Source organism: Pseudomonas sp. NC02 (assembly GCF_002874965.1).
Classification (GTDB): domain Bacteria; phylum Pseudomonadota; class Gammaproteobacteria; order Pseudomonadales; family Pseudomonadaceae; genus Aquipseudomonas.
Map to the genome: position 1 here is coordinate 985231 of NZ_CP025624.1, position 22277 is coordinate 1007507.

The window sequence follows — 22277 nt, forward strand, 5'->3', positions numbered from 1 at the left end:
AGGCGTGTGCCGTTAGTTGTGACCAGTATATGAAGCGCAACTTAACGAGAAGGTGAGGCGCATATTACAGTTCTGACAGGCTTCAATTTGTGAACAGATGTTAGTCAACGGCAAATGAATGTAAGCATTTGCCGTTGTGTTCATTTACAGAATTGCCAATGGGTATTCGACAATCAACCGAACTTCTTCCAAGTCCGACTCAAAGGCACTTGAGCGAACGGTCGCCTGGCGCAAACGCAGCGACAGGTCTTTCAAGTTACCGCCCTGCACCACGTACTTCGCCTCGATATCCCGCTCCCAGCGGCGTTGATCGGTCAGCGGGTCGCCGGCCGCGTCACGGCGCATGTACACGCTGTTGGCGTTGCTGTAGTCGGCGCCGGTACCTTTGCCATAGCGGGTCATGAAGGTCAGGCCAGGAATGCCGAAGGCCTGCATGTCGAGGTTATAGGCGAGCATCCACGAGCGTTCCTTGGGCGAGTTGAAGTCGCTGTACTGGATCGAGTTGTTGAGGAAGATCGAGTCCGACATGCGCAGGTAGTCAAAGTCGTCATCGCCGTTGTTGCGCTGGTGCGACAGGGCCAGGCTGTGGGCGCCGACCTTGACCCCAAGCCTGGCGCTCCAGATGTTGTTATCGAACTCGCCAAGGCGTTTCTTGCCCTCGTCCACGGCCTTGTAATAGTTGAAGTCGCCAAACAGCGACACGTCATCGTTCAGCGGGTAGCTGGCGGCGCTGCCGAAGTAGTACTGGTCCCAGGCATCCTTCAGGCGGCTGGTGTACAGGCTGACGCTGAGGTGTTTGTTCACCTGGTAGTCGCCGCCGGCATAGCCGATCCAGGGTGAATCCACCTTGCCCGCATAAAACGTCGCGAAGCCTTTATCCATGCCGCTTTGGGTGGGCTGGCTCATGCCGCTCAAGTGCCCGGCCTGCAAGCTCAAGCCGTCAATGCTGGTGTTTTGCGCGGTGACGCCACGGAAGCTTTCCGGCAACACCCGCGAGTCGCCGTAGGCCACCACCGGGGTCAGCGGGAACACGTCACCGGCCTTGATCACGGTATCCAGCAGGCGCACTTTTACCGCGCCGCCGAGCTTGCTGTAGCCATCCTCGGGGTGGTTGTCGCTGTCTACCGGCAGTACGCCGAACGAGCCCTTGCCGCCGCTGCGGCCGGTGCCGGAGTCGAGTTTCAGGCCATACATCGCAAACGCATCGAGGCCGAAACCCACCGGACCCTGAGTGAATCCGGATTCGAACTTGCCGATAAAACCCTGGACCCAGGCTTCGGAATAGCCATTGCCGGTGGGACTCGACTGGCCCTTGCGGTCATCGCGGTTGAAGTAGAAGTTGCGGGCCAGCACGTTCAAGGTGCTGCCTTCGATAAACCCTTCGGGTTTTTCTTCCACGGCCATGCCTGACAGCGGGGTGAGCCCCGCCAGGGCGGCAATCATGGAGAGTGAAAATGTGCGGTTAGTGCTCATGTAGCGCTCCTCGGTAGTGGCAGCTATCAGCTTCTTATCGATGGGGCATTCTTGTTGTGATGGTGCCCGGGCAGATAGTTGCAAACACGAGATAACGGCGAGGTGGCGCACAGATTACAATTTTGGAATTTCAATAAAACATAACGGATAAGTAATCTTTCGGTGAACTTTGCGACAGGCTTGGTTAGTTATTCTTGCTCTGAACTTTTAATTCAATAAGTCAGACGAGGACGCCCTCATGAATACCCTGAAAACCACTGTCGCTGCATTGGCCCTGATCGTTTCCGCCGGCGCGATGGCCGAAGGTGGAGGCGACCGCACCTTCGCCCAATTGATGCAAAACAATGAGCAAGCCATGGCCGCCTACGCCGCCAGAAAGGGCAAGCCTGCGCCCGAGGTGATGGTGTATCGCTACGGCATGAAGCTGGACATTGCCAGGGTGGTGAATGTCACGCCGCCGATCCGCTCGTGCAGCGCGGTGCCGTCACGCATGACCTACGAAGACTCCACCGGCAAGCTCAACACGCTCCACTACCAAGTGATGGGCATCTGCCGTAACAACGGCAGTTGAGGGGCTGAAAAAATATAGTTGGGCAATGGGCTAAAGCTCTCTTAAGAAAATGCCGGCAGCGCCGATGCAGGTCAGATCCCGCCCTCATTTGCCCACCGGTGCCTCCATGTTCAACACCCGTCTCAAGCAGGAGCTGTCTGCTCTTCGCGAAGAATTATCCAGTTTGCAGCAGGTCAAGGAGAGCCTGGAAAGCGAAATGATGGCCCTGACCCTGGATCCCGAAGGGCGCATCGAGTCCGTCAATGCCATCTTCCTTCAAGAGATGGCTTACCAGGCAAGCCAGCTGCAAGGCCGCCTGATCGAGGATCTGGTGCCGGCGCACGTCAAGCACGACACCTTTCAACTGCGCTTCACGAACGCCCTGGTGCGTGGCGAACACTTCGCCGGTTCCGTACGCCTGATGCGCGGCAACGGCAATGAGGCGTGGCTGCGCTCCATCGTGCAACCGGTGCGTGGCAGTGACGGGCGTATCAAGCATATTTCGATGTACTCCAGCGACCTGACCCGCACTATCGAGGCGTCCCGCGAGCACGAAAACCTGATCACCGCGCTGGTGCGTTCCACGGCAGTGATCGAGTTCGACCTCAACGGTAATGTACTGACGGCCAACGACCGTTTCCTCAGCGGCATGGGTTACAGCCTGGCGCAGATCCAGGGCAAACATCACCGGATATTCTGTGAGCCGCAGGATGCCGGCAGCGTCGAGTACCAGCAGTTCTGGAAGCGCCTGAACGCCGGTGAATTCGTCGCGGGCCGCTTCAAGCGAGTGGACAGCCACGGGCGGGTGGTGTGGCTGGAGGCTTCGTATAACCCGGTGCTCGACGCCAACGAGCGGCTGTACAAAGTGGTCAAGTTCGCCACGGTGATCACCGACCAGGTCAACCAGGAACAGGCCGTGGCCGACGCGGCCAACATCGCCTACAGCACCTCGCTGCACACCGACAGCAGCGCCCAGCGCGGCACCACCGTGGTCACCCAGGCGGTGGAGGTGATGCGCGACCTGGCCAAGCACATGGAGCAGGCGGGTGAGGGCATTGAAGCGCTGAACGCCCAGTCCCAGGTGATTGGCAGCATCGTCAAGACCATCAGCGGCATCGCCGAGCAGACCAACCTGCTGGCACTCAACGCCGCCATCGAAGCCGCCCGCGCCGGTGAGCAAGGCCGTGGTTTTGCGGTGGTGGCCGATGAGGTTCGGCAACTGGCGTCGCGTACCAGCAAGGCCACCGAGGAAATCGTCGGCGTGGTGCGCCAGAACCAGGACATGGCCCGCGATGCAGTGGCGTTGATGACCGATGGCCGCCTGCAGGCCGAGCAAGGGCTGGCCCTTGCGGCCGAGGCGGGCACGGTGATCGTCGAGATCCAGGACGGCGCCCAGAAAGTGGTCAGCGCCGTAGGGCAATTCGCCAATCAACTGAGCAGCTAGTCACCCGGGCTCATGCTTGAGGTATCGTAGGTTTTTTTTCCGAGCCTTTCGTCCATGAGCCCTAACCATCGCCGTCCCGTCCCGCTGTCCAAGGCCTACCGCTTGCTCAACCACGGCCCGACCGTACTGGTCAGCGCCGCGCACAACGGCCAGCGCAACATCATGGCTGCGGCATGGGCGATGCCGCTGGATTTCGAACCGCCCAAAGTCGCCGTCGTGCTGGATAAGGCCACCTGGACCCGGCAACTGCTCGAAGGCGCCGGCACTTTCGTGCTCAACGTACCGTGTGCGGCCCAGGCCGATATCGTGCAGACCGTGGGCAACACCACCGGCAGCGAGACCGACAAGTTCGCCGCATATGGCTTGCAGACGTTCAGCGGCGAACACACCGAAGCGCCGATGCTCGAAGGCTGCGTGGCGTGGCTGGAATGCCGCTTGCTGCCGGAACCGCATAACCAGCAGACCTACGATCTGTTCCTCGCCGAAGTGGTGGCCGCCCAGGCTGATGAGCGCGTATTCAGCGACGGTCGCTGGCATTTCGAAGGGCAGGATGCGCTGCGTACCTTGCACCATGTGGCGGGCGGGCATTTCCTGACGATTGGTGAGCCGATTGATGGGCGACATCTTTAAGCCCAGTGCCAATTCTTCCGGTACAGCCTGGTTTTGTGGCGAGGGAGCTTGCTCCCGCTGGAGCGCGAAGCGGTCCCATTGTTTCCTGCCAATACACTTGGTCGGTAGATATACGACTGCTGCGCAGCCGAGCGGGAGCAAGCTCCCTCGCCACAAAGGTTGTGCTACCACTGCGCCTTGCTGAGCGCCTCGGCAAACGCCATCAACTTCGGCGAGTACTGCCGCGATGGCGGATACACCAGCGATATCGCCCGACTGCGCCCGGCAAATTCCTCCAGCAAGGGCACCAGGCGCCCGGCCGCCAGATCTTCCCGCACCGCAAAGTCCATCACCTGGGCGATGCCGAATCCGCCCAGCGCGCCGTCCACCAGCGCATCGCCGATATCAAAGATCAACCGCCCCTCGACACTCACGTCCTGCACCCTGCCATCGAGCATGAACTGCCAGTCCACCAGCCGGCTGGTGCGCAGGTTACGTACGGTCAGGCAGTTGTGGTCCTGGAGTTCATCGACGGTTTGCGGCGTACCAAAACGCGCGAGATAAGCCGGTGCGGCGACGGTGACCCAGCGCAGCGGTGGCAGTGCCCGGGCGATCAGGCGTTGGTCCTGGATGTCGCCGGTGCGCAGCAAGGCGTCAAAGCCTTCGTCGACAATGTCCACCAGGCGGTCGGTCATTACCGCTTCAATGCGCAGGTCGGGGTATTGCAGGGTCAGCTCGCCGATCACCGGCATCACCACCTTGCGGCCAAACAACGAGGGCGTGCTGATCTTCAGCAAACCGGACGGTGAGGCACGGCGGTCGAGCATTTGCCGCTCGGCTTCGGCCAGTTCCGCCAGCAGCGGCGCGCTGCGTTCATACAGCATCTGCCCGTCGGGCGTGAGGCTGACGCTGCGGGTGTTGCGTTGCAGCAGGCGCACACCCAGCTGGTTTTCCAGCCGGGAAATGGCCCGGGACAAGCCCGATTGGGTCAGCCCCAGGTCTCCGGCGGCGCGAGTGAAACTGCGGGTTTCGGCGACGCGCACCAGCAGGCGAACAGCATTCAGATCCATGATTAAAGTCATTACTGAAAGAGTGATAGGGCTATTTATCATCTGTTGGGCATGAAAGAAACTGGCGCCTCTCATTTTCAGGCAGGACGCTGTGATGTCTTCTTCTCGACCCTCTGGCTGGATGCTGTTGCTGCTGGCAACCGCGCAACTGATCATCGCCCTCGACGCGACCATCGTGTTTGTCGCGCTGCCGCAAATCGGCAGCCACCTGGGTTTTTCTGCCCAGCAATTGCAGTGGGTGGTCAGTGCCTACAGCGTGGCGTTTGGTGGCTTCCTGTTGCTGGGCGGTCGGGCGGCGGACCTGTTGGGCAAGCGGCGCTTGTACATGCTTGGCCAGTCGCTGTACGCGCTGTCTTCCCTGGCGGCGGTGCTCGGTGGCAGCGCCTTGCTGCTGGTGCTGGCGCGGGCGGTGCAGGGTGTGGGTGGGGCGCTGTTGTTCCCGGCCACGCTGGCGCTGATCAACACCCACTACGCCGAAGGGCCCGCGCGTAATCGGGCGTTTGCCGTGTGGAGCGCGGCGTCTGCGGCGGGCCTGGCATTGGGCGCGTTGCTCGGCGGCGTGCTGACCCAGGCCTGGGGCTGGGAAGCGGTGTTCCTGGTGAACGTGCCATTGGCCGGTGCCTGTGCCCTGGCGGCGCGCTACTGGATTCCCGCCGATGGCGAGCGGGCCCGCGGGCGCAACTTTGATATCAGCGGTGCGTTGACCGTGACGCTGGGCGGCACCTTGCTGGTGTTCTCCCTGGTGCAGGGGCCGGAGTGGGGCTGGGCGGCGCCGTCGACCCTGGGCTGCATGGCCCTGGCGTTGGTGCTGCTCGGGTTGTTTGGGTGGATCGAACACCGGGGCCGTGATCCGTTGATGCCGCTACGCTTGTTGGGCTATCGCGAGTTGCGCATGGCCATGGTGTTGACGGCGGTGTTCATGAGCAGCTTTGGCGTGCAGTACTACTTTCTGGCGGTGTACTACCAGCAGGTCTACGGCTACAGCGTGTTGCAGGCGGGGTTGGCGTTTTTGCCGGCGACGCTGGTGTGCACCGCGGGTATCTGGCTGGCGGAGCGTTCATTGGCGCGTCTGGGGTTGCGCAACACCCTGGTCAGCGGCCAGTTGGCGGGCGCGGTGGGTATCGCTTTGGTATGTGTGGCGTTGCCGACGGGGGCGGGGTTCTGGTCGTTGCTGCCGGGGATTTTCATCCTGAGTATTGGCCAGGGCATGACCTGGACGGCGATGTGGGTGGCCGCCGGGCTGGGCATCCGGCCGGGCGAGCAGGGCGTGGCGGCGGGCATGGCGTCCACCAGCCAGCAGATTGGCGGTGCGTTGGGGCTGGCGTTGCTGGTGTCGTTGGCGAACGCCGGTGGGTCGACGGGCGCGGCGCAGGCGGGCGGGATTGAACTGGCGTTGTGGTGGAGCGCGGCGATTGCCCTGGCGGGGGCGGTTCTGGCGTTGGCCCTTAAGGAACGAGCTCCAGCGTCGAATACGATTTCGGCAGCGACATAGTTCAACTGTAGGAGCTGGCTTGCCTGCGATAGCGGAGTGTCAGCCAACAATTTATTAACTGATCCACCGCTATCGCAGGCAAGCCAGCTCCTACAGGTTGATCGCGTTTCAAGGCGGGATTTCAGCGCCCGAGCATCTTCACCCAGCGCGACGGCGGCATGCCGAAAGTGCTGCGGAACTGGCGGGTCATGTGGCTCTGGTCGGTGAAGCCGGCGGTCAGTGCCGCATCCACCAGTGACTGGCCCTGGCCCAGCAGGCTGCGCACCAGGTCCAGGCGGCGCATGGTCAGGTAGCGATAGGGGCTGGTGCCGAACAACAAACGAAAATCCCGCGACAACGCCCAGCGGTCGCGGTTGGCGTATTCCGCCATTTCATCGAGGGTAATCGGCCGGCCCAGGGCACTGTGGATAAATTCCCGTGCGCGCTCGGCGGCCCGGTAGTCGAAGGTCTTGCGATTGACCGTGATGCCCGACGCGTTATTCAGCGCCTGGGCCAAGTCAAACATCGCGTCCTGTTCCTGCAGCGGGTCAATCGGGCAATCCAGGCTTTGCAGCAACACTTCACTGGCGCGGTACAGCCACGGGTCGCTGGACAATCCGCCGGGGATGAACGGTAACGGCTTGCCGCCGAGCACCTGCTGGATCAGCGCCGGCTCCACGTAAATCATCCGGTATTTGAAACCTTCCTCGCTGCCGGCCCAGCCGTCATGCACTTCATCGGGATGGATCACCATGGTCCGCCCCGGCAGGCTGTGGGTCATGCCGCCGCGATAGTGAAAACTCTGCACACCGAACAGGGTACGGCCGATGGCATAGGTGTCGTGGCGATGGGGGTCGAAGCCAAACCCGGCAAAATACGCCTCGATACGCTCCAGGCCACTGGCGTGGGGCGCGCGGTGCAGCCAGTCGATATTGGTCGCCATGATGAGTTGTCGCGCAAAGAGATGGAAATACGGTAACCCAGTCTGAATCCGCTGTCTGCCGGGGTCTTGTACGATTGTGCAGGGCGGGTACCGGGCATATGATCCTTATTCCTGCACTGCCCTCGGCGGAATCCCAAATGGAATTGTTCAATCCGGCCTACGCGGCGCCTCTGGTCTCGCTGGCCCTGCTCTGGACCGTCGCGGTCGTCACGCCCGGCCCGAACTTCTTCAACACCGCGCAACTGGCCGCCAGTTGCTCGCGTCGCCACGGCGTGGTGGCGTCCTCGGGCGTGGCCACCGGCACCGTGATGTGGGGTCTGGCAGGCGGTTTGGGGATCAAGTCGCTGTTCACCGCAGCACCCATGTTGTACCTGGCGTTCAAGATCATCGGCGGCTGCTACCTGATTTACCTGGGGTTGAAACTGTTCCGGCGCTCGGCACCGTCGATGGCCCAGAACCTGTTGCCCGACGAACCTCGGCGTTCACTGTTCTCCGCCTGGCGCCTGGGTTTGCTGGGCAACCTGTCCAACCCCAAGGCGGCGCTGTTCGTCGCGACGATCTTTGCATCCACCATGCCGCAGTCACCGTCGCCGACGCTGCTGACCCTGGCCGTGATCACCATGGCGACCTTGTCATTCAGTTGGTACTCCTGCGTGGCGCTGGTGTTTTCCAGTGAGCGGATGGCCAACGTCTATGCCCGCTCGCGCAAGTGGCTGGACCGGTTTGCCGGTGGTTGTTATGTGCTGTTCGGGGCCACGCTGGTAGCGAATCGCTGACGGCTCATGGTAAGAAGCCTTACTTTCAAACGTGAGGCCGATCATGAGCAAGCTGCGGGTAGGGATTATTTTTGGTGGCCGTTCGGCCGAGCACGAAGTGTCGCTGCAATCGGCGCGCAACATCGTCGATGCACTGGACCGTTCGCGCTTCGAGCCGATCCTGATCGGCATCGACAAGGCCGGCCACTGGCACCTCAACGACACCTCGGGCTTTCTGCTCAACGAAGAAAACCCGGCGCTGATCGCTCTCAATCAATCCAATCGTGAACTGGCCGTGGTGCCGGGCAAGGCCAGCCAACAACTGGTGGAAACCGCCAGCCAGGCCTCGTTGGAACATGTCGATGTGATCTTCCCGATCGTCCACGGCACCCTCGGCGAAGACGGCTGCCTGCAAGGCCTGCTGCGCATGGCCGACTTGCCGTTTGTCGGCTCCGACGTGCTGGGCTCGGCCGTGTGCATGGACAAGGACATCAGCAAACGCCTGCTGCGCGATGCCGGGATTGCCGTGACACCGTTCATTACCCTCAACCGCAGGAATGCGGCGCGTACCACCTTCGAACACGCCCAACAAAAACTCGGATTGCCGATGTTCGTGAAACCGGCGAACCAGGGTTCGTCCGTGGGCGTGAGCAAGGTGGGCAGCGAGGCTGAATATCATGCCGCCGTAGAACTGGCCCTCGGGTTTGATGAAAAGGTGCTGGTGGAGTCGGCGGTAAAAGGCCGGGAAATCGAATGCGCCGTGTTGGGTAACGAGAATCCCATCGCCAGCGGCTGTGGCGAGATCGTGGTGCGGGACGGGTTCTATTCCTACGACAGCAAATACATCGATGACCAGGCAGCCCAGGTGGTGGTGCCGGCGGACATCAGTGTTGAAGCCAGCGAGCGTATTCGTGCGTTGGCTATCGAAGCGTTTGAAACCCTGGGCTGTGCCGGGCTGGCGCGGGTGGATGTGTTTCTGACGGATGAGGGTGAGGTGCTGATCAACGAGATCAACTCGTTGCCGGGCTTTACGCGCATCAGCATGTACCCGAAATTATGGCAGGCGGCTGGCATGAGCTACAGCGAGCTGGTGAGCCGGTTGATCGAGCTGGCGCTGGAGCGGCATGCGGGGCGCAAGGGGTTGAAGATCAGCCGCTAAAGATCAAATGTGGGAGCTGGCTTGCCTGCGATAGCGGTGGATCAGTGAATAAAATATTGACTGACACTCCGTCATCGCAGGCAAGCCAGCTCCCACACTAGATTTGCGCAGTCCTGGAAATCCACGAATACAACAACGTCTTGCGCTCCGTACTGTCATGGGTCCTTCGGCGGTAACTCGCAAATGCAGGCGAGGTGCAATACGTACACACCTCGCTCACCTCAACCTGCTCAGGTTTTATCCCTGCCGCCTCCAGCAAGATCAGCGCATACCGGCCCAAATCAAACCACGCACTCAACGCCTGCCTGGGTTCTGGCGGCTGAATCTCCGGTGCCAACAACGGCCCCGGCTGCTCAAACGTCCACGGCGCATTTCCATCCCGCCACAAATGCCCCTGGCTCGCCTGCAACTGCGCCACAAACTCGCCACTCACCTCATAACAACACGGCTTGATCGACGGCCCGATCGCAATCCGCAACTGGTCCAACGCCACTCCCTCGGCGGCAAACCGTTGCATGGCATTGGCGATGATCCCGCCTTGCAGCCCCTTCCAGCCGCCATGAATCGCAGCGACAAAATCCCCGCTCTCCGAGGCCATCAGCAACGGCAGGCAATCGGCGGTGATCACCGCAATCGGCTGCACATCCCGGCTGAAAACCCCGTCAGCCTCCACCGTATTGGGCATAAGCTCCGGGTGCCATTCAATGGTCGTGGCGCTGTGCACCTGCTTGCAGATGAACACCTCGTCGGGCCGCAATGGATCGTCAATCGTACAAAACCCATGGTCGACGCCAGCCAGGGCGCCGAGGTTATTTGCCTTGTGCACGCGCAGCTCTCCAGTGAGTCAATTCAATCCCCCAGCGCTTCGCCTTCACGGCGTGGATCAGCCCCGCCGATCAACGACGCTTTGCCCTGCGCATCGCGCACCCGGACGATCGCCTGGGCGCCGCTGGTCATGTCGATTTCGCTCAGGGCGTGGCCCTTGTCCTTGAGCGCCTGTTTCAGCTGAGCACTGAACAACCCGGCTTCCAGCTCGGTCGCGCCGTTGCGGCTGCCGAAGTTGGGCAGGCCGACGGCCGCTTGCGGGTCGAGGTTCCAGTCGAGCATGGCCACCAGGGATTTGCTCACATATTCGATGATCTGCGAACCGCCCGGCGAACCCACCGTGGCCACCCACTCACCACTCTGGCGATCAAACACCAGGGTCGGTGCCATCGACGAACGCGGGCGCTTGCCCGGCTCGATCCTGTTGGCCACCGGCTGGCCGTTCTCTTCGGGGATGAAGGAGAAGTCGGTCATCTGGTTATTCAGCAAAAAGCCCTGGACCATTACATGGGAACCGAATGCGGACTCCACCGTGGTGGTCATCGACACCGCGCCACCCACGTCATCCACCGCCACCACTTGCGAGGTGGAAATGCGCAACGGCGAGCGATCCGGCGCGTAGGCCACTTCAATTCCCGCAGGCTTGCCCGGCTTGGCGACGCCCATGCTGCGCTCACCAATCAATGCGGCACGGCCGGCCAGATAGTCCGGCGCGACCAGCCCGGCCACCGGCACTGGCACGTAGTCGGAATCCGCCACGTACTGGGCGCGGTCGGCATAGGCCAGGCGGTCGGCCTCGGCGATCAGGTGCACCGCTTCGGGCACCGGTTCCAGGCCGGCCGGGGAGTCGTTCTTCACCGGCTTCAACAGCCCAAGCGTCATACGCGGGTCGCGGGTTTCCAGGGCCTGCAACGTGCCGAGGATCTGCGCAATGGCGATCCCGCCCGACGACGGCGGCGGCATGCCGCAGACTTTCCAGCGTTTGTAGTCGGTGCACAACGGCGCCCGCTCAACTGCGCTGTAGCCCTTGAGGTCGGTCAGCGTCAGGCTGCCGGCGTTGCTGTTGCCTTGCACCTTGCGGGTGATTTCGTCGGCAATCGGGCCGTAGTACAGCGCGTCCGGCCCTTCCTTGGCGATGCGCTTGAACACGTTGGCCAGCGCCGGGTTTTTCAGCAGCGTACCGGTGGCCTTCGGGCTGCCGTCGGCATTCAGGAAGTACGCGGTCATTTCCGGCGAGCGGCTGATGTAGCGGTCAGCGGCAATCAGGCTGTGCAGGCGCGCAGAGATCGGGAAACCCTCTTCGGCCAGGCGAATGGCCGGCTCAAACAGTTTGGCCCATTGCAGGTGGCCGGTCTTTTTATGGGCCATTTCCAGGGCACGCAACACCCCCGGGGTGGCCACCGAACGCCCGCCAATCTGCGCCTGCGGGAACGACATCGGCGTGCCATCGGCGTTGAGGAACAACCGCTCGGTAGCGCCCGCCGGTGCGGTTTCGCGACCGTCGTAGGCGTGCACCTGCTTGCCGTCCCACAGCATGATGAACGCGCCGCCGCCGATCCCGGAGGACTGCGGCTCCACCAGGGTCAGCACGGCCTGCATGGCAATCGCGGCGTCGATGGCCGAGCCGCCCTTGCGCAATATCTCGCGCCCGGCTTCGGCGGCCAGCGGGTTGGCGGCGGCGGCCATGTGGCGCTCGGCGTGGCGGGGGCTCATGTCGGTGCGATAGCCCGAGCCGAGCTCCGGGGCGGGCGGCAGTTCCGGCGCGGTGGCGCTGTGGCAGGCGGCGAGGGTGAGGGCGGCGGTGATCAGCGAGAGGGTGGTAAGGCGTTGGCGGCGAAAAATCGAAAACACGCGATGACTCCGTTCATTTGAGAATGATCTGTTGTCCGTGGGGAGGGAATGTACCTCAGTGGTTTGCAGGTTGGGAGATTGATCTGTATTTGGTTGTGCGGTACAACTATATCCTTCGTCATTCGGGCAAGAGGTTTCCCCCCGTGAACCGTTCCAAGCCAGACCTTATCGATCAGATCCGCTGTGCCTCGCGTCTTATGGTGCGAGAGCTGGGCTTCATGCAGCCGAAGTTGGCGGCCAGCAGTTACCCACCGTCATCGGTGCACACGATTGTTGAAATCGGCGAGCATGGCGCGCTGACAGCGGCTGAACTGGTCATGTTGCTGGGGCTGGAAAAGTCGTCGGTGAGCCGCATGGTGCGCAAGCTGGTCGAGGCGGGCGAGCTGGAAGAGTTTGCCAACGAGGACGATGCCCGTTCGAAAAAGCTGCGGCTCACCACACGAGGCCAGAAGACGTTACGCGACATTGAAACGTTTGCCCGGCGCCAGGTGGGCGAGGCGATTGGCGACTTGTCCAGCGAACAGCAACAGGCCGTCAGCCGCGGGCTCGATCAGTACGCCGCAGCCCTGCAAACCCAACGTACCGGCGCCCGGCAGCCGAGGCACTACCGCATTGCCCATGGCTACCGGCCAGGCATCATCGGGCGTATCGCGCAGATGCACGCCGAGTACTACGCCCAGCATGCGAATTTTGGCCAGCCGTTTGAAAGCCTGGTGGCGGCGGACATGGCCGAGTTGATGGGGCGCCTGGCCAACCCGCGCAACCAAGTCTGGGCAGTGCTGGACGCAGAGCAGATCGTCGGTTCGATCGCGATTGATGGCGAGGGCGAAAACGGCGAGGCGATCCTGCGCTGCTTCATCCTCGCCCCGTCGGCTCACGGCCAGGGCTTGGGTAAACGGTTGTTGAAAGAGGCGCTGGATTTCTGTGACGGGCACCGGTTCCCGGCGGTGCGGCTGTGGACGTTCAAGGGCCTGGATGTGGCGCGCAAGCTCTATGAAAACGCGGGCTTTGTGCTGGAGTCGGAACAGGAGGGGCAGCAGTGGGGCAAATCGGTGGTGGAGCAGTGTTTTGTGCGGCACGCTGTTTGACGCAACAGCGCCCCACGTCACGGGGCGCTGGCGCCTGGCCGGTTAGAAGTCCCAGCGCGTGGTGAGCATCACGTTGCGCGGGGTGCCGTAATAGGCCGTGTTATAGAAGCCGATGTTGGTGTAGTACTGCTTGTCGAACAGGTTGTTGACGTTCAGCGTCGCGGAAAGATGTTCGCTGACCTGATACTTGGCCATCGCGTCCACCACCCAATACGCTTCCTGCGAGAACTCTTCGTTTTGCGCCTTGGGCCGGTTGTACACCACTTGCCAGCTTCTGCTCTGCCAGCGCGCGCCGCCGCCGACGGTCAGGCGGTCCAGCGGACCCTTGAGTTTGTACGAGGTGAAGAAACTGAGCTGGTCCTCCGGCTCCCAGGTCGAAGCCTTGTCGCCATGCTCATCCCGCAGGATCTTGTGGGTGTAGCCGGCCTGGGCCTGCCAGCCCGGCGCAAGCTCGCCGGACATCTCGGCCTCGAAACCCTTGGTTTTGGCCTTGATGCCTTTCTCGGCATACCCGAGGGATGGGTTGGTCGGCGCGGCGTTGTATTCGGCGTCCGGCTCCGCACGGTTGGTTTCGTGCACTTCGAAGTAGGCCATGCTGGTGTTGAGCCGGCCCTCGAAGAACTCACCCTTGAGGCCGGTCTCGTAGTTCTTGCCTTCATCCGGTTCCAGCAATTTGTTGTTGCGGTCGCGGCTGTAGGTCGTCGGCATGAAGATGTCGGTGTAGCTGGCATACGCGGTGAAGTTGTCGTTCAGGTCGTAGGTGACCCCGGCGTAGGGCACCAGCTTGCCGGTCTCGGTGGAGTCGTCTTCGCCACGCAATTTGTAGTTGGCCACGCGGCTGCCGAGGAACAGGTTCAGGTCATCCATGAGGTTGAAACGTGCGGCCATATAGCCTGCGGATTGGCGGGTCGTGGCATCGATGATCCGTGTCGGTTCACCCCAGTTCGGCTCCGGAGCGTTGCCATCGAAGTTCCAGAAATCGATCTCGTTGTTGCCCACATAAGTGGGGGCGCCGTAGTCCTTTCCGGTCCAGTGGGAGTTCGAGGCCGACGCGCCAATCACCAATTCATGGGTACGGCCCAGCAGGCTGAACGGACCGCTGGCGTAGACATCGCCCGAGTCGGCGCGGGTGTTGCCGGTGAACTTGTTCGCGTACAGGGACGACAGTCCGGTGGCGGGGAACGGGCCACTCATGATCGAGCCCAGGGGCGCGTCGTAGCCCATGAGTTGGTGGGTGTATTGGCCCTTGATCACCCAGCCATTGTCGAAGTTGTGTTCCAGGGTGGAGAACACGCTGCGGGAGTACTGCTCCCAGCGGCTCCACTTGGCGCCGTTGTTGTAGGAGCGTTTTACATCGATGCGGTTGCCGTTGCGATCGAACAGCGCACGGCTGCCGGACCAGCCCGAGCCTTGCGGGTCGCTGTCCAGGTAATCGAAACCGACGGTGAGCAGGGTGTCGTCGGTCAGGTCGGCTTCCAGCGTGCCGAAATACACATTGGTGCTGCGCTGGTAGTGGTCCATGAACGAGTGCTTGTCCTGGTACGCCGCCACCGCACGCCCGCGCACGTTGCCGCTGTCGGTCAGCGGGCCACTCACGTCGATCTGGGAACGATAGTTGTCCCAGCTGCCGGCGCCGAGTTCGACGCTGGCCTTGAAGTCCCGCGTGGGCTTTTTGCGGATCAGGTTGATCGTCGCGCCAGGGGCGCCGGCGCCGGTCAGCAGTCCGGTGGCACCCTTGAGGATTTCCACGCGGTCATAGATCGCCATGTCGCTGAGGGTCTGGCTGGACGAGTAGGCGGAGTTGCGCAGGGTCGGGATGCCGTCGTACTGGAAGTTTTCCACCGAGAAGCCGCGGGCGTAGTAATTGTTACGCTCGCTGTCGAAGGTCGACACGGTGATGCCCGGTGTATGGCGCATCACGTCGTCGATCGAAGTGAGCGCGAAGTCATCCATATGCTGGCGCGTGATCACGGTGATCGACTGCGGGGTTTCCCGTGGGGTCAGCACCATGCGCGTGGCGGTGGCGATGGTGCCCGGGGTGTAGGAACCGCTGCCCTCAGTGATGGTGCCCAACTGATTCGCGGTGATCTCTGTGGCACCCAGCGACAGCGCGCCGCCGGCCACCGGCAGGCTTTCCAGCTGGTAGCCATCGGCATTGCCGCGTGCTGCGAAGCCGGTGCCGGCCAGCACCTGCGCGAACCCGTCCTCCACGTTGTAGCTGCCGCGCACGCCGGGGCTGTCCAACCCGGCCACTTGTTGCGACAGGAACGAGATCGGCACGCCGGCGGCCTGGGCGTAACACGTCAGCACGTCACCGAGTTTTCCGGGGGCGATGTCGAACGCCTGTACCTGCTGCTGCGCGTAGGCCAGGCCCGGCACCGCCAGGGGCAGGCAGCCAAGCAACAGTCGACTGGCCAGCAACAGGCCGCCGCGTGTGGGGGTTGAAGACATGTTATCGGTGCTCCTTTGGATGTTGGCCAAGGAAAGGACGCGGCAAAACCGAAAACACGCAACGGTGCGTAAGAATTATCCGGCGGGGGATTTCAGGCGCACACGTGTGAGCCACGGGGTGTAGGTGCTGACTTCAATCGGCAGGGTGCGTGTGAGCAGGCGCAATGCGCGGTCGCTGTCGTCCGTCGGCAGCATCACCGTCACCCGAATGCCTTGCAGCGCCTGGCGATCGAACATCAGCACACCCGGGCGATGCCGCGCCAGGCGCTCAAGTACATCCGCCAGCGGCTCGTCGTTGGCCAGCAACTGGTGGGCCGTCCAGGCTTGCTGCTGCGCTTGCACATCAACGCTTTTCGGCGTGCCGGGCCCGCTTGCATCCAGGCGCACCTGCTCGCCGGGGCCGAGGGTAATCGTATGCCCGGCACTGTCGATGCGGGTCGAGGATTCGAGCATCTTGACCACGGTGGCGGTGTCGCTGAGTTCGACGATAAAACGCGTGCCCAGGGCGCGAATGCTGCCCTGCGGGGTGTCGACATAAAACGGGCGCTGGGTGTCCTTGGCCACTGTTACCAGAATCTCACCATGCAGCAGTTGCACGCGGCGCTGGCTGGCGTCCAGGTGCAGGTTCACCGCAGAGCTGCCTTCCAGTTGCAGGTCGCTGCCGTCGGCCAGCAGCGTCTGGCGCCATTGGCCACGGTCGGTGCTCAGGTCGGCGAACAGATAGCCACGTTGCTCGTACTGGTACGCCGGCACCCCCGCGAGCAGCAGGGCCAGGGCGAGACACTTGACCAGCGTTGCCCCTTGGCGAGGCTGCCGGGCCCGGCGCAATGCGGCACGGGCCGGGGCTTGTTTGAGAGGCAGCAAGTGGCCCTGAAGGCGGGCAATGGCTTGCGGGTGCTGCGGGTCGGCGGCCAGCCAGGCGCGAAACGCCTGTTCGTTGGCGGCATTGCCTTCGTGATCCAGCCGCACCAGCCATTCGGCGGCCTGGCGCAGCACAGCGTGGGGCAGAGGCTGGTTCATGGCTGGGCGCACGCATCGCACGCCAGCAAGGCTTCCACCAGATCGTTCTGTACTGTGCGCACCGAGACACCCAGGCGCTGGGCGATTTGCGCCTGGTCCAGGCCTTCGAGGTAACGCAGGATGAAGGTGTCGCGGATCCGCTTGTGCATGCGTGCCAAGGCCCGGTCGATCGCCTCAAGCATTTGCGCGGCTTGCAGGATCTGCTCCGGCGAAGGCGCCTGTTCAAGGTACGCGGCGCAGCGTTCGAGCTCTTCGCGGTAGGCCTGTTCCAGGCGTCGGCGGCGGCCATTGTCCATCAGCAACCGGCGCGCGATGGTGGCCAGATAAGCCCGTGGCTCACCCGGCGCCACGTAAGTACCCGATGCCAGCAAGCGTACGAAAGTGTCTTGCGCCACGTCGGCCGCCTGATGGGAGCAATGCACGCGACGCCGCAACCAGGTCAACAACCAGCCGTGGTAGCCGCGGTACAGCGCATCGAGCGTAGGAGCGTCGGTGGGCGAAGACAGCTTCATGAGAGAGAGTCGTAAGTGAGAATTAATCCCATTCTAGTGGTTTAAAACTTCGGGCTGCAATAGACGGTCGCTTGCCGGATTGATCAGTGCCGTTAACACATGGTCCGCCCAGACCCCGTTGATCCTCAGATACGCCCGCGCCTCGCCCTCTTTTTCAAACCCCAGCCGTGCCAGCAGGCGCGCACTGCGCTCATTCTCTGGGCGGTAGTTGGCCATGATTCGGTGCAGCTGCATGGCGTCGAACACATGGGCAATCGCCGCCGTCAGCGCTTCGTGCATCAAGCCTTGGCCTTGGGCGGATTTAGCCAGCGCATAACCCAAGTGGCAGGCCTGAAACGCACCGCGCACGATGTTGCTGAAGTTGCAGGCGCCGATGATTTGGTCCTGGCTGAATATCAGCAGGTGCAACGCTTCGCCGCTGGCGGTTTTGTCGGCCATGGCGTGGAGGCGTTCGGTGATGGCGTCCGGTTCAAAAAAGGCGTCGTCACGCGAAGGCTCCCAAGGCTGCAGAAAGGCGCGATTTTGCAGCAGGTACATTTGCAGGGCGCGAGCGTGGGAAGGGTGGGCGCCCAGCAGTAAGAGGCGGTCAGTGCTGATGCCGGTAGCGGGGAATGTCATGCGTCACCTTCTTGTGGTTTGCCAGCCGGGCTATCCTGCCGCTTCAGTCGTACAGAATCCAGCCAGGCTGGCATTCACATAATTCTTACCCGGGCACGGCTATGATGCTCGTCCTTATGCAATAAGCCTGACAGGGCAACCCATTATGAATGTGAGCGTTCTCTACGCGTTGGCTGCTGCGGCGTTGTTCGGCGCCAGCACTCCGCTTGCCAAGCTCTTGGGGCTGGATACGCCGCCCATCCTGTTGGCAGGGCTGCTCTATCTGGGCAGCGGCCTGGGACTGGCCATCGTTCGGTTTGCTCGCGACCACGGCTGGAAACGGCCCGGGCTTGCAGCCGGAGAGTGGCCCTGGTTGGTGGGCGCCATTGTCTTTGGGGGCGTGCTTGCGCCTGTGGCGCTCATGTACGGGCTCACCCGCACAGCGGGCGCCACCGCATCGCTGATGCTCAATCTTGAGTCGGTGCTCACGGCCGTGCTGGCGTGGGTCGTGTTCAAAGAGAACGCAGATCGCCGCATCGTGATCGGCATGATCGCTATTGTTCTGGGCGGGATCGTTTTGTCATGGCCGCACGGGACAGCGACGGCTCATGATTGGACGGGGCCGCTGGCCGTGGCGTTCGCCTGTTTTTGTTGGGCCATCGACAATAACCTGACCCGTAAGGTCTCTGCCTCGGATGCGCTGTTTATCGCCGGCAGCAAAGGCTTGGCGGCGGGTGTGGTCAATTGCTGTTTGGCGTTGGCCATCGGGTCGCAACTGCCAGCGGTGGCCACGCTCGGGTCAACCATGGTGGTTGGGCTGCTTGGGTATGGCGTGAGTCTGGTGCTGTTTGTGCTCGCTCTGCGCGGGCTTGGCAGTGCGCGCACCGGCGCCTATTTTTCCACGGCTCCTTTCCTGGGCGCGGTCATCTCGATCCTGATCCTGGGCGAGTCAGTTTCGCTGATGTTCTTGCTCGCGGCCGCCTTGATGGCCATCGGGGTGTGGATTCATCTGATGGAACATCATGCGCACGAGCATCAGCACGATCCCCTCATGCACGGTCATCGCCATACACACGATGAGCACCACCAGCATGTGCATAACTTTGCGTGGGACGGTACCGAGCCACATAGTCATGCCCATGAGCACGCACCGATCCAGCACAGTCATGCGCATTTTCCCGATGTACACCATCGGCATAAACACTGACGTCTGTGGGGCAATAGGGCGGTTTACTTTTCTGCAGGCATAAAAAAACGGCCTACCTTTCGGTAAGCCGTTTTTAGTACTTGGTGGCTACACAGGGACTTGAACCCCGGACCCCAGCATTATGAATGCTATGCTCTAACCAACTGAGCTATGTAGCCAAGTGGCGCGCATTATTCGCGGAGAACGGGAATGCGTCAAGCGCTTTTTTTGAAAATTTATCTACGCTATCAACTGTTTAACGGGAAACACCGGGTTTGGTGACGAGCGGTTGGGGTTTGCGCAGGTCCCAAGGCAGCGAAGATCAAAAGGTGGGAGCGGGCTTGCTCGCGAATGCGGTGTGTCAGTCAGCAGAGGTATTGGCTGGTCCACCGCCTTCGCGAGCAAGCCCGCTCCCACATTTGATCTGCGGTGTTCTGGCGTTCGCGCGTCAGGTTTTGCGCGGGTGCAGGCACTCTATCGAGCGGTCGACCATGGCCTTGGCGATTTCCAGCAGGTGCCATACCGCGAGGACTTTCGCACGCTCGGGGCTTTGCAGTTGTTCGCCACAGTCGAGCGCGGTGGCCGAGGCGCTGTGCAGCAGGTCGGCAGTGAAGAGCAGGGAGTCTTCGAAGCTGATTTCGTCGCTGATGGCGTAGAAGTTTGTCGAGGGTTGCGGCGGATCGGTCGGCAAGTAGTGGTCGAGCGCTCGGGTGAAGGCGGCGCGGTCTTTGGCCTGGTCACGGGGTGGATCGGGGACAATTTTAAACATGGCATAGCTCCTGATTAACTTGGAGCCGTACCGCTCGCGACTAAACGAAGGGTGGCGGCTGTACGCAGGTTAGTCGACCGGCTAATCAGGAAAACCCGGCGCACCCGAAGGTGCCCTGCGCACAGCCACCATGAAACCTCATGGGAGCATGCGCCTGATATAAGTCCGGGCGACTAAACCCGATCACTGAAAACCAGCGACGGACCGAAGACTAGCCACCGACTCCCCCAGGCACAAGGCCGAAAGATTCTCTAGGAAACGTCCCGCAAATTAAAGGGATTCATCTTGCTGGCCCTTTACAAACCATGACCGCTGCATCGATTCATCTACTCGTTAGCCTGCTAACGGGATAGCCTTCCTGCACCCAAAAGTGGCACATTGTCGCACCTGCACCTGTGCATCCATCTGCTGTACGGAAAACCTCCCATGGCTCTGAGCAATTCCCAGCCCTCCGTGGCTACGGCGCCTGCCGCCGGGCAAACCAGCCCGTTGGTGATGCGTGTAATCGGCGCGGTGGCGCTGGCGCATTTGATCAATGACTTGATCCAGTCGGTACTGCCCTCGATCTACCCGATGCTCAAGGCCAATTACGGCCTGACGTTCACCCAGGTCGGCCTGATCACCCTCACGTTCCAGCTCACCGCGTCCCTGCTGCAGCCGTGGGTCGGTTATTACACCGACCGTCATCCCAAGCCGTACCTGTTGCCCTGCGGGATGATCTGTACGCTGGTGGGCATCCTGATGATGTCCCAAGTGGGCAGCTTCCCGCTGATCCTGCTGGCGGCGGGGCTGATTGGTATCGGCTCGTCGACCTTCCACCCGGAAGCCTCCCGCGTGGCGCGCCTGGCCTCGGGCGGGCGTTATGGTTTGGCGCAGTCGACGTTCCAAGTGGGCGGTAATGCCGGCTCGGCCTTCGGCCCGTTGCTGGCGGCGGCGATCATCATTCCGTTCGGCCAGGGCAATGTGGCCTGGTTCGGCCTGTTCGCGGTGTTTGCGTTGTTTGTGCTGTATGCGATCAGCCGCTGGTACGCCCACCACTTGAACCTGTTCAAGCTCAAGCAAGGCCAGGCGGCCACTCACGGCCTGTCCAAGGGCCGGGTGCTGAGCGCGCTGTTGGTGCTGGGGCTGCTGGTGTTTTCCAAGTACTTCTACATGGCCAGTTTCACCAGTTACTTCACCTTCTACCTGATCGAGAAGTTCGACCTGTCGGTGGCCAGTTCCCAGCTGCATCTGTTCCTGTTCCTCGGCGCGGTGGCGGCGGGCACGTTCTTTGGCGGGCCGATTGGCGACAAGATCGGCCGTAAGGCAGTGATCTGGTTTTCGATCCTCGGCGTGGCGCCGTTCACCCTGATTCTGCCCCATGTGGACCTGTTCTGGACCAGCATCCTGAGCGTGGTGATCGGCTTTATCCTGGCTTCGGCGTTCTCGGCGATTGTGGTGTACGCGCAAGAATTGGTGCCGGGCAATGTGGGGATGATCGCCGGGGTGTTCTTCGGTCTGATGTTCGGTTTTGGCGGGATCGGTGCGGCGTTGCTGGGGCACCTGGCAGACATCCACGGCATCGAGTACGTGTACACGCTGTGCTCGTTCCTGCCGCTGTTCGGGGTGTTGGCGATTCTGTTGCCGCGTACCAAAAAGGCCTGATACTAGGTCAATCGAGTCGGGCAGATATCCCTGCTGCCCAACGCTTGCGTCAAACGGGTAAATCAACTGCTCCTGCAAAGGGTGTCGGCGTTGCGCCGGTGCCCTGATTTACGCCTACAGCGGGTTGTAGGTGGCCCGCTTCAGGTGTTCGCGCGCCCGGGACAAACGTGAGCGCACGGTGCCAATGGGGATGTCCATGGCGTCGGCGGTGTCCTGGTAGCTGCCGTCGGTCTCCAGTGAGGCGTACAGCGTTTTACGCATTTCCAGCGGCAAATCCGTGATCGCCCGCAGGGTTCTTTCGAGCTTGCGGTTGACCTCGAACTGCCAGTCCAGGTTGTTGTTGTCTTCCTGCCCATGCCACAGCGCCTCATCGAACTCGCAATGCACCGGCTTGGCATACATGCGCCGAAAGTGATTGCGGATCAGGTTCTGGGCAATCCCGCACATCCACGTGCTGACGGTGGCCTGGCCGCTGAAGCGGTCTCGGCTGCGCCAGGCCTCCAGGTACGTCAGTTGCAGAATATCGTCTGCATCTTCCGGGTTGAGTACGCGTTTATGAATGAAGCGCCGGAGTTTCTTGTGGTGGTCTTCCGACAGGTTCTGGATGGAGCGGTGCGGGTCAGGTGTAAGGTGAACTAAAACATCGATAGGGATATCCATGATTTTTTCCTCAGGGTAGACACGGTCGAAATGATTTCGACGGGAACCCTCTTAGCACTGCCTGTGCCAAGGGAAAAAAATTCACAACTAATTGATTTATATAAATAAATATCTTGTTTCCAGGCTTTTTTGTGCAAGGTTTTGCACAAGTGGCTGCGGGCGCGTGCCGATCTTTTCACATGCCCGGTATCGTCGATAAA

19 protein-coding genes, 1 tRNA gene and 2 pseudogenes are annotated in these 22277 nt (G+C 61.7%); 10 read left to right on the forward strand and 12 right to left on the reverse strand.

Annotated features, from left to right (window positions below):
* Positions 1-144: 144 nt before the first annotated feature.
* Complete coding sequence (locus C0058_RS04400) at positions 145-1473, reverse strand: OprD family porin (protein ID WP_102368101.1); 1329 nt, start codon at positions 1471-1473, stop codon at positions 145-147.
* Positions 1474-1711: 238 nt separating this feature from the next.
* Here C0058_RS04400 and C0058_RS04405 point away from each other — a divergent pair, with 238 nt between their 5' ends.
* The 4 genes and pseudogenes from C0058_RS04405 to C0058_RS04415 all read left to right on the forward strand — a co-directional run bounded on the left by C0058_RS04405 (position 1712) and on the right by C0058_RS04415 (position 4097).
* Positions 1712-2044: a DUF2790 domain-containing protein gene (locus tag C0058_RS04405; protein WP_102368102.1), complete on the forward strand. Its 333-nt coding sequence runs from the start codon at positions 1712-1714 to the stop codon at positions 2042-2044.
* Between the two features lie 199 nt (positions 2045-2243).
* Positions 2244-2927, forward strand: a pseudogene (locus C0058_RS33200) (PAS domain-containing protein); the annotation flags it as partial.
* 111 nt (positions 2928-3038) lie between these two features.
* Positions 3039-3467, forward strand: a pseudogene (locus C0058_RS33205) (methyl-accepting chemotaxis protein); the annotation flags it as partial.
* Positions 3468-3521: 54 nt separating this feature from the next.
* Complete coding sequence (locus tag C0058_RS04415) at positions 3522-4097, forward strand: flavin reductase family protein (RefSeq protein WP_102368104.1); 576 nt, start codon at positions 3522-3524, stop codon at positions 4095-4097.
* Positions 4098-4261: 164 nt separating this feature from the next.
* Here the strand turns inward: C0058_RS04415 and C0058_RS04420 are convergent, their stop codons facing one another.
* Entirely contained in the window at positions 4262-5146 is an 885-nt protein-coding gene (locus C0058_RS04420; protein WP_102368105.1) for a LysR family transcriptional regulator, read from the reverse strand.
* 121 nt (positions 5147-5267) lie between these two features.
* Here C0058_RS04420 and C0058_RS04425 point away from each other — a divergent pair, with 121 nt between their 5' ends.
* Positions 5268-6638: an MFS transporter gene (locus C0058_RS04425; RefSeq protein ID WP_214499967.1), complete on the forward strand. Its 1371-nt coding sequence runs from the start codon at positions 5268-5270 to the stop codon at positions 6636-6638.
* A 121-nt stretch (positions 6639-6759) separates the two neighbouring features.
* Here the strand turns inward: C0058_RS04425 and C0058_RS04430 are convergent, their stop codons facing one another.
* Positions 6760-7560 carry an AraC family transcriptional regulator gene (locus C0058_RS04430; protein WP_003214430.1) on the reverse strand — a complete coding sequence of 267 codons (801 nt, stop codon included), beginning with the start codon at positions 7558-7560 and terminating at the stop codon, positions 6760-6762.
* Between the two features lie 137 nt (positions 7561-7697).
* Here C0058_RS04430 and C0058_RS04435 point away from each other — a divergent pair, with 137 nt between their 5' ends.
* Entirely contained in the window at positions 7698-8336 is a 639-nt protein-coding gene (locus C0058_RS04435) for a LysE family translocator (protein ID WP_102368107.1), read from the forward strand.
* A 43-nt stretch (positions 8337-8379) separates the two neighbouring features.
* A complete protein-coding gene (gene ddlA, locus C0058_RS04440; protein WP_063033162.1) occupies positions 8380-9474 on the forward strand; it encodes a D-alanine--D-alanine ligase in 1095 nt (364 codons plus the stop codon).
* A 97-nt stretch (positions 9475-9571) separates the two neighbouring features.
* On the opposite strand, the gene C0058_RS04445 is transcribed toward ddlA, so the two are convergent.
* The gene (locus tag C0058_RS04445) at positions 9572-10300 is read right to left on the reverse strand and encodes a polyphenol oxidase family protein (RefSeq protein WP_102368108.1); all 729 of its coding nucleotides are present in this window, start codon (positions 10298-10300) and stop codon (positions 9572-9574) included.
* A 23-nt stretch (positions 10301-10323) separates the two neighbouring features.
* Positions 10324-12150 carry a gamma-glutamyltransferase gene (gene ggt / locus C0058_RS04450; RefSeq protein WP_102368109.1) on the reverse strand — a complete coding sequence of 609 codons (1827 nt, stop codon included), beginning with the start codon at positions 12148-12150 and terminating at the stop codon, positions 10324-10326.
* A gap of 197 nt (positions 12151-12347) precedes the next feature.
* Between ggt and C0058_RS04455 the strand changes: the two genes are divergently transcribed.
* Positions 12348-13238 (forward strand): bifunctional helix-turn-helix transcriptional regulator/GNAT family N-acetyltransferase, encoded by an 891-nt coding sequence (locus C0058_RS04455; protein WP_256579623.1) that lies wholly within the window; start codon positions 12348-12350, stop codon positions 13236-13238.
* 42 nt (positions 13239-13280) lie between these two features.
* On the opposite strand, the gene C0058_RS04460 is transcribed toward C0058_RS04455, so the two are convergent.
* From C0058_RS04460 to rimJ, 4 genes are all read right to left on the reverse strand, one after another.
* Positions 13281-15689, reverse strand: a complete 2409-nt coding sequence (locus C0058_RS04460) for a TonB-dependent siderophore receptor (RefSeq protein WP_102368111.1) — start codon at positions 15687-15689, stop codon at positions 13281-13283.
* Positions 15690-15764: 75 nt separating this feature from the next.
* Positions 15765-16709: a FecR domain-containing protein gene (locus C0058_RS04465; RefSeq protein WP_102368112.1), complete on the reverse strand. Its 945-nt coding sequence runs from the start codon at positions 16707-16709 to the stop codon at positions 15765-15767.
* Positions 16706-17221: a sigma-70 family RNA polymerase sigma factor gene (locus C0058_RS04470; RefSeq protein ID WP_003217834.1), complete on the reverse strand. Its 516-nt coding sequence runs from the start codon at positions 17219-17221 to the stop codon at positions 16706-16708. Before C0058_RS04470 ends, C0058_RS04465 begins: the two co-directional genes overlap by 4 nt.
* Before the next feature lie 33 nt (positions 17222-17254).
* Positions 17255-17839 (reverse strand): ribosomal protein S5-alanine N-acetyltransferase, encoded by a 585-nt coding sequence (gene rimJ, locus C0058_RS04475; RefSeq protein ID WP_087693775.1) that lies wholly within the window; start codon positions 17837-17839, stop codon positions 17255-17257.
* Positions 17840-17984: 145 nt separating this feature from the next.
* On the opposite strand from rimJ, the gene C0058_RS04480 reads away from it, so the two are divergent.
* Positions 17985-19025: a DMT family transporter gene (locus tag C0058_RS04480; RefSeq protein ID WP_102368113.1), complete on the forward strand. Its 1041-nt coding sequence runs from the start codon at positions 17985-17987 to the stop codon at positions 19023-19025.
* A gap of 81 nt (positions 19026-19106) precedes the next feature.
* Here the strand turns inward: C0058_RS04480 and C0058_RS04485 are convergent.
* Both C0058_RS04485 and C0058_RS04495 read right to left on the reverse strand, forming a co-directional pair.
* Positions 19107-19183 (reverse strand) — tRNA-Met (locus C0058_RS04485).
* A 269-nt stretch (positions 19184-19452) separates the two neighbouring features.
* Positions 19453-19773 (reverse strand): DUF6124 family protein, encoded by a 321-nt coding sequence (locus C0058_RS04495; RefSeq protein ID WP_102368114.1) that lies wholly within the window; start codon positions 19771-19773, stop codon positions 19453-19455.
* 426 nt (positions 19774-20199) lie between these two features.
* Here C0058_RS04495 and C0058_RS04500 point away from each other — a divergent pair, with 426 nt between their 5' ends.
* A complete protein-coding gene (locus tag C0058_RS04500; protein WP_102368115.1) occupies positions 20200-21417 on the forward strand; it encodes an MFS transporter in 1218 nt (405 codons plus the stop codon).
* Positions 21418-21531: 114 nt separating this feature from the next.
* On the opposite strand, the gene C0058_RS04505 is transcribed toward C0058_RS04500, so the two are convergent.
* A complete protein-coding gene (locus tag C0058_RS04505; protein WP_003208348.1) occupies positions 21532-22077 on the reverse strand; it encodes an RNA polymerase sigma factor in 546 nt (181 codons plus the stop codon).
* Positions 22078-22277 lie beyond the last annotated feature (200 nt).

What these genes read in the sequence shown, in the direction of transcription:
- C0058_RS04460 (WP_102368111.1), bottom strand. Translation starts at nt 15,689, where the DNA reads ATGTCTTCAACCCCCACACGCGGCGGCCTGTTGCTGGCCAGTCGACTG.
- ddlA (WP_063033162.1), top strand. Translation starts at nt 8,380, where the DNA reads ATGAGCAAGCTGCGGGTAGGGATTATTTTTGGTGGCCGTTCGGCCGAG.
- C0058_RS04500 (WP_102368115.1), top strand. Translation starts at nt 20,200, where the DNA reads ATGGCTCTGAGCAATTCCCAGCCCTCCGTGGCTACGGCGCCTGCCGCC.
- rimJ (WP_087693775.1), bottom strand. Translation starts at nt 17,839, where the DNA reads ATGACATTCCCCGCTACCGGCATCAGCACTGACCGCCTCTTACTGCTG.
- C0058_RS04455 (WP_256579623.1), top strand. Translation starts at nt 12,348, where the DNA reads ATGGTGCGAGAGCTGGGCTTCATGCAGCCGAAGTTGGCGGCCAGCAGT.
- C0058_RS04480 (WP_102368113.1), top strand. Translation starts at nt 17,985, where the DNA reads ATGAATGTGAGCGTTCTCTACGCGTTGGCTGCTGCGGCGTTGTTCGGC.
- C0058_RS04465 (WP_102368112.1), bottom strand. Translation starts at nt 16,709, where the DNA reads ATGAACCAGCCTCTGCCCCACGCTGTGCTGCGCCAGGCCGCCGAATGG.
- C0058_RS04425 (WP_214499967.1), top strand. Translation starts at nt 5,268, where the DNA reads ATGCTGTTGCTGCTGGCAACCGCGCAACTGATCATCGCCCTCGACGCG.
- C0058_RS04505 (WP_003208348.1), bottom strand. Translation starts at nt 22,077, where the DNA reads ATGGATATCCCTATCGATGTTTTAGTTCACCTTACACCTGACCCGCAC.
- C0058_RS04495 (WP_102368114.1), bottom strand. Translation starts at nt 19,773, where the DNA reads ATGTTTAAAATTGTCCCCGATCCACCCCGTGACCAGGCCAAAGACCGC.
- C0058_RS04400 (WP_102368101.1), bottom strand. Translation starts at nt 1,473, where the DNA reads ATGAGCACTAACCGCACATTTTCACTCTCCATGATTGCCGCCCTGGCG.
- C0058_RS04420 (WP_102368105.1), bottom strand. Translation starts at nt 5,146, where the DNA reads ATGGATCTGAATGCTGTTCGCCTGCTGGTGCGCGTCGCCGAAACCCGC.
- C0058_RS04435 (WP_102368107.1), top strand. Translation starts at nt 7,698, where the DNA reads ATGGAATTGTTCAATCCGGCCTACGCGGCGCCTCTGGTCTCGCTGGCC.
- C0058_RS04470 (WP_003217834.1), bottom strand. Translation starts at nt 17,221, where the DNA reads ATGAAGCTGTCTTCGCCCACCGACGCTCCTACGCTCGATGCGCTGTAC.
- C0058_RS04405 (WP_102368102.1), top strand. Translation starts at nt 1,712, where the DNA reads ATGAATACCCTGAAAACCACTGTCGCTGCATTGGCCCTGATCGTTTCC.
- C0058_RS04430 (WP_003214430.1), bottom strand. Translation starts at nt 7,560, where the DNA reads ATGGCGACCAATATCGACTGGCTGCACCGCGCGCCCCACGCCAGTGGC.
- C0058_RS04415 (WP_102368104.1), top strand. Translation starts at nt 3,522, where the DNA reads ATGAGCCCTAACCATCGCCGTCCCGTCCCGCTGTCCAAGGCCTACCGC.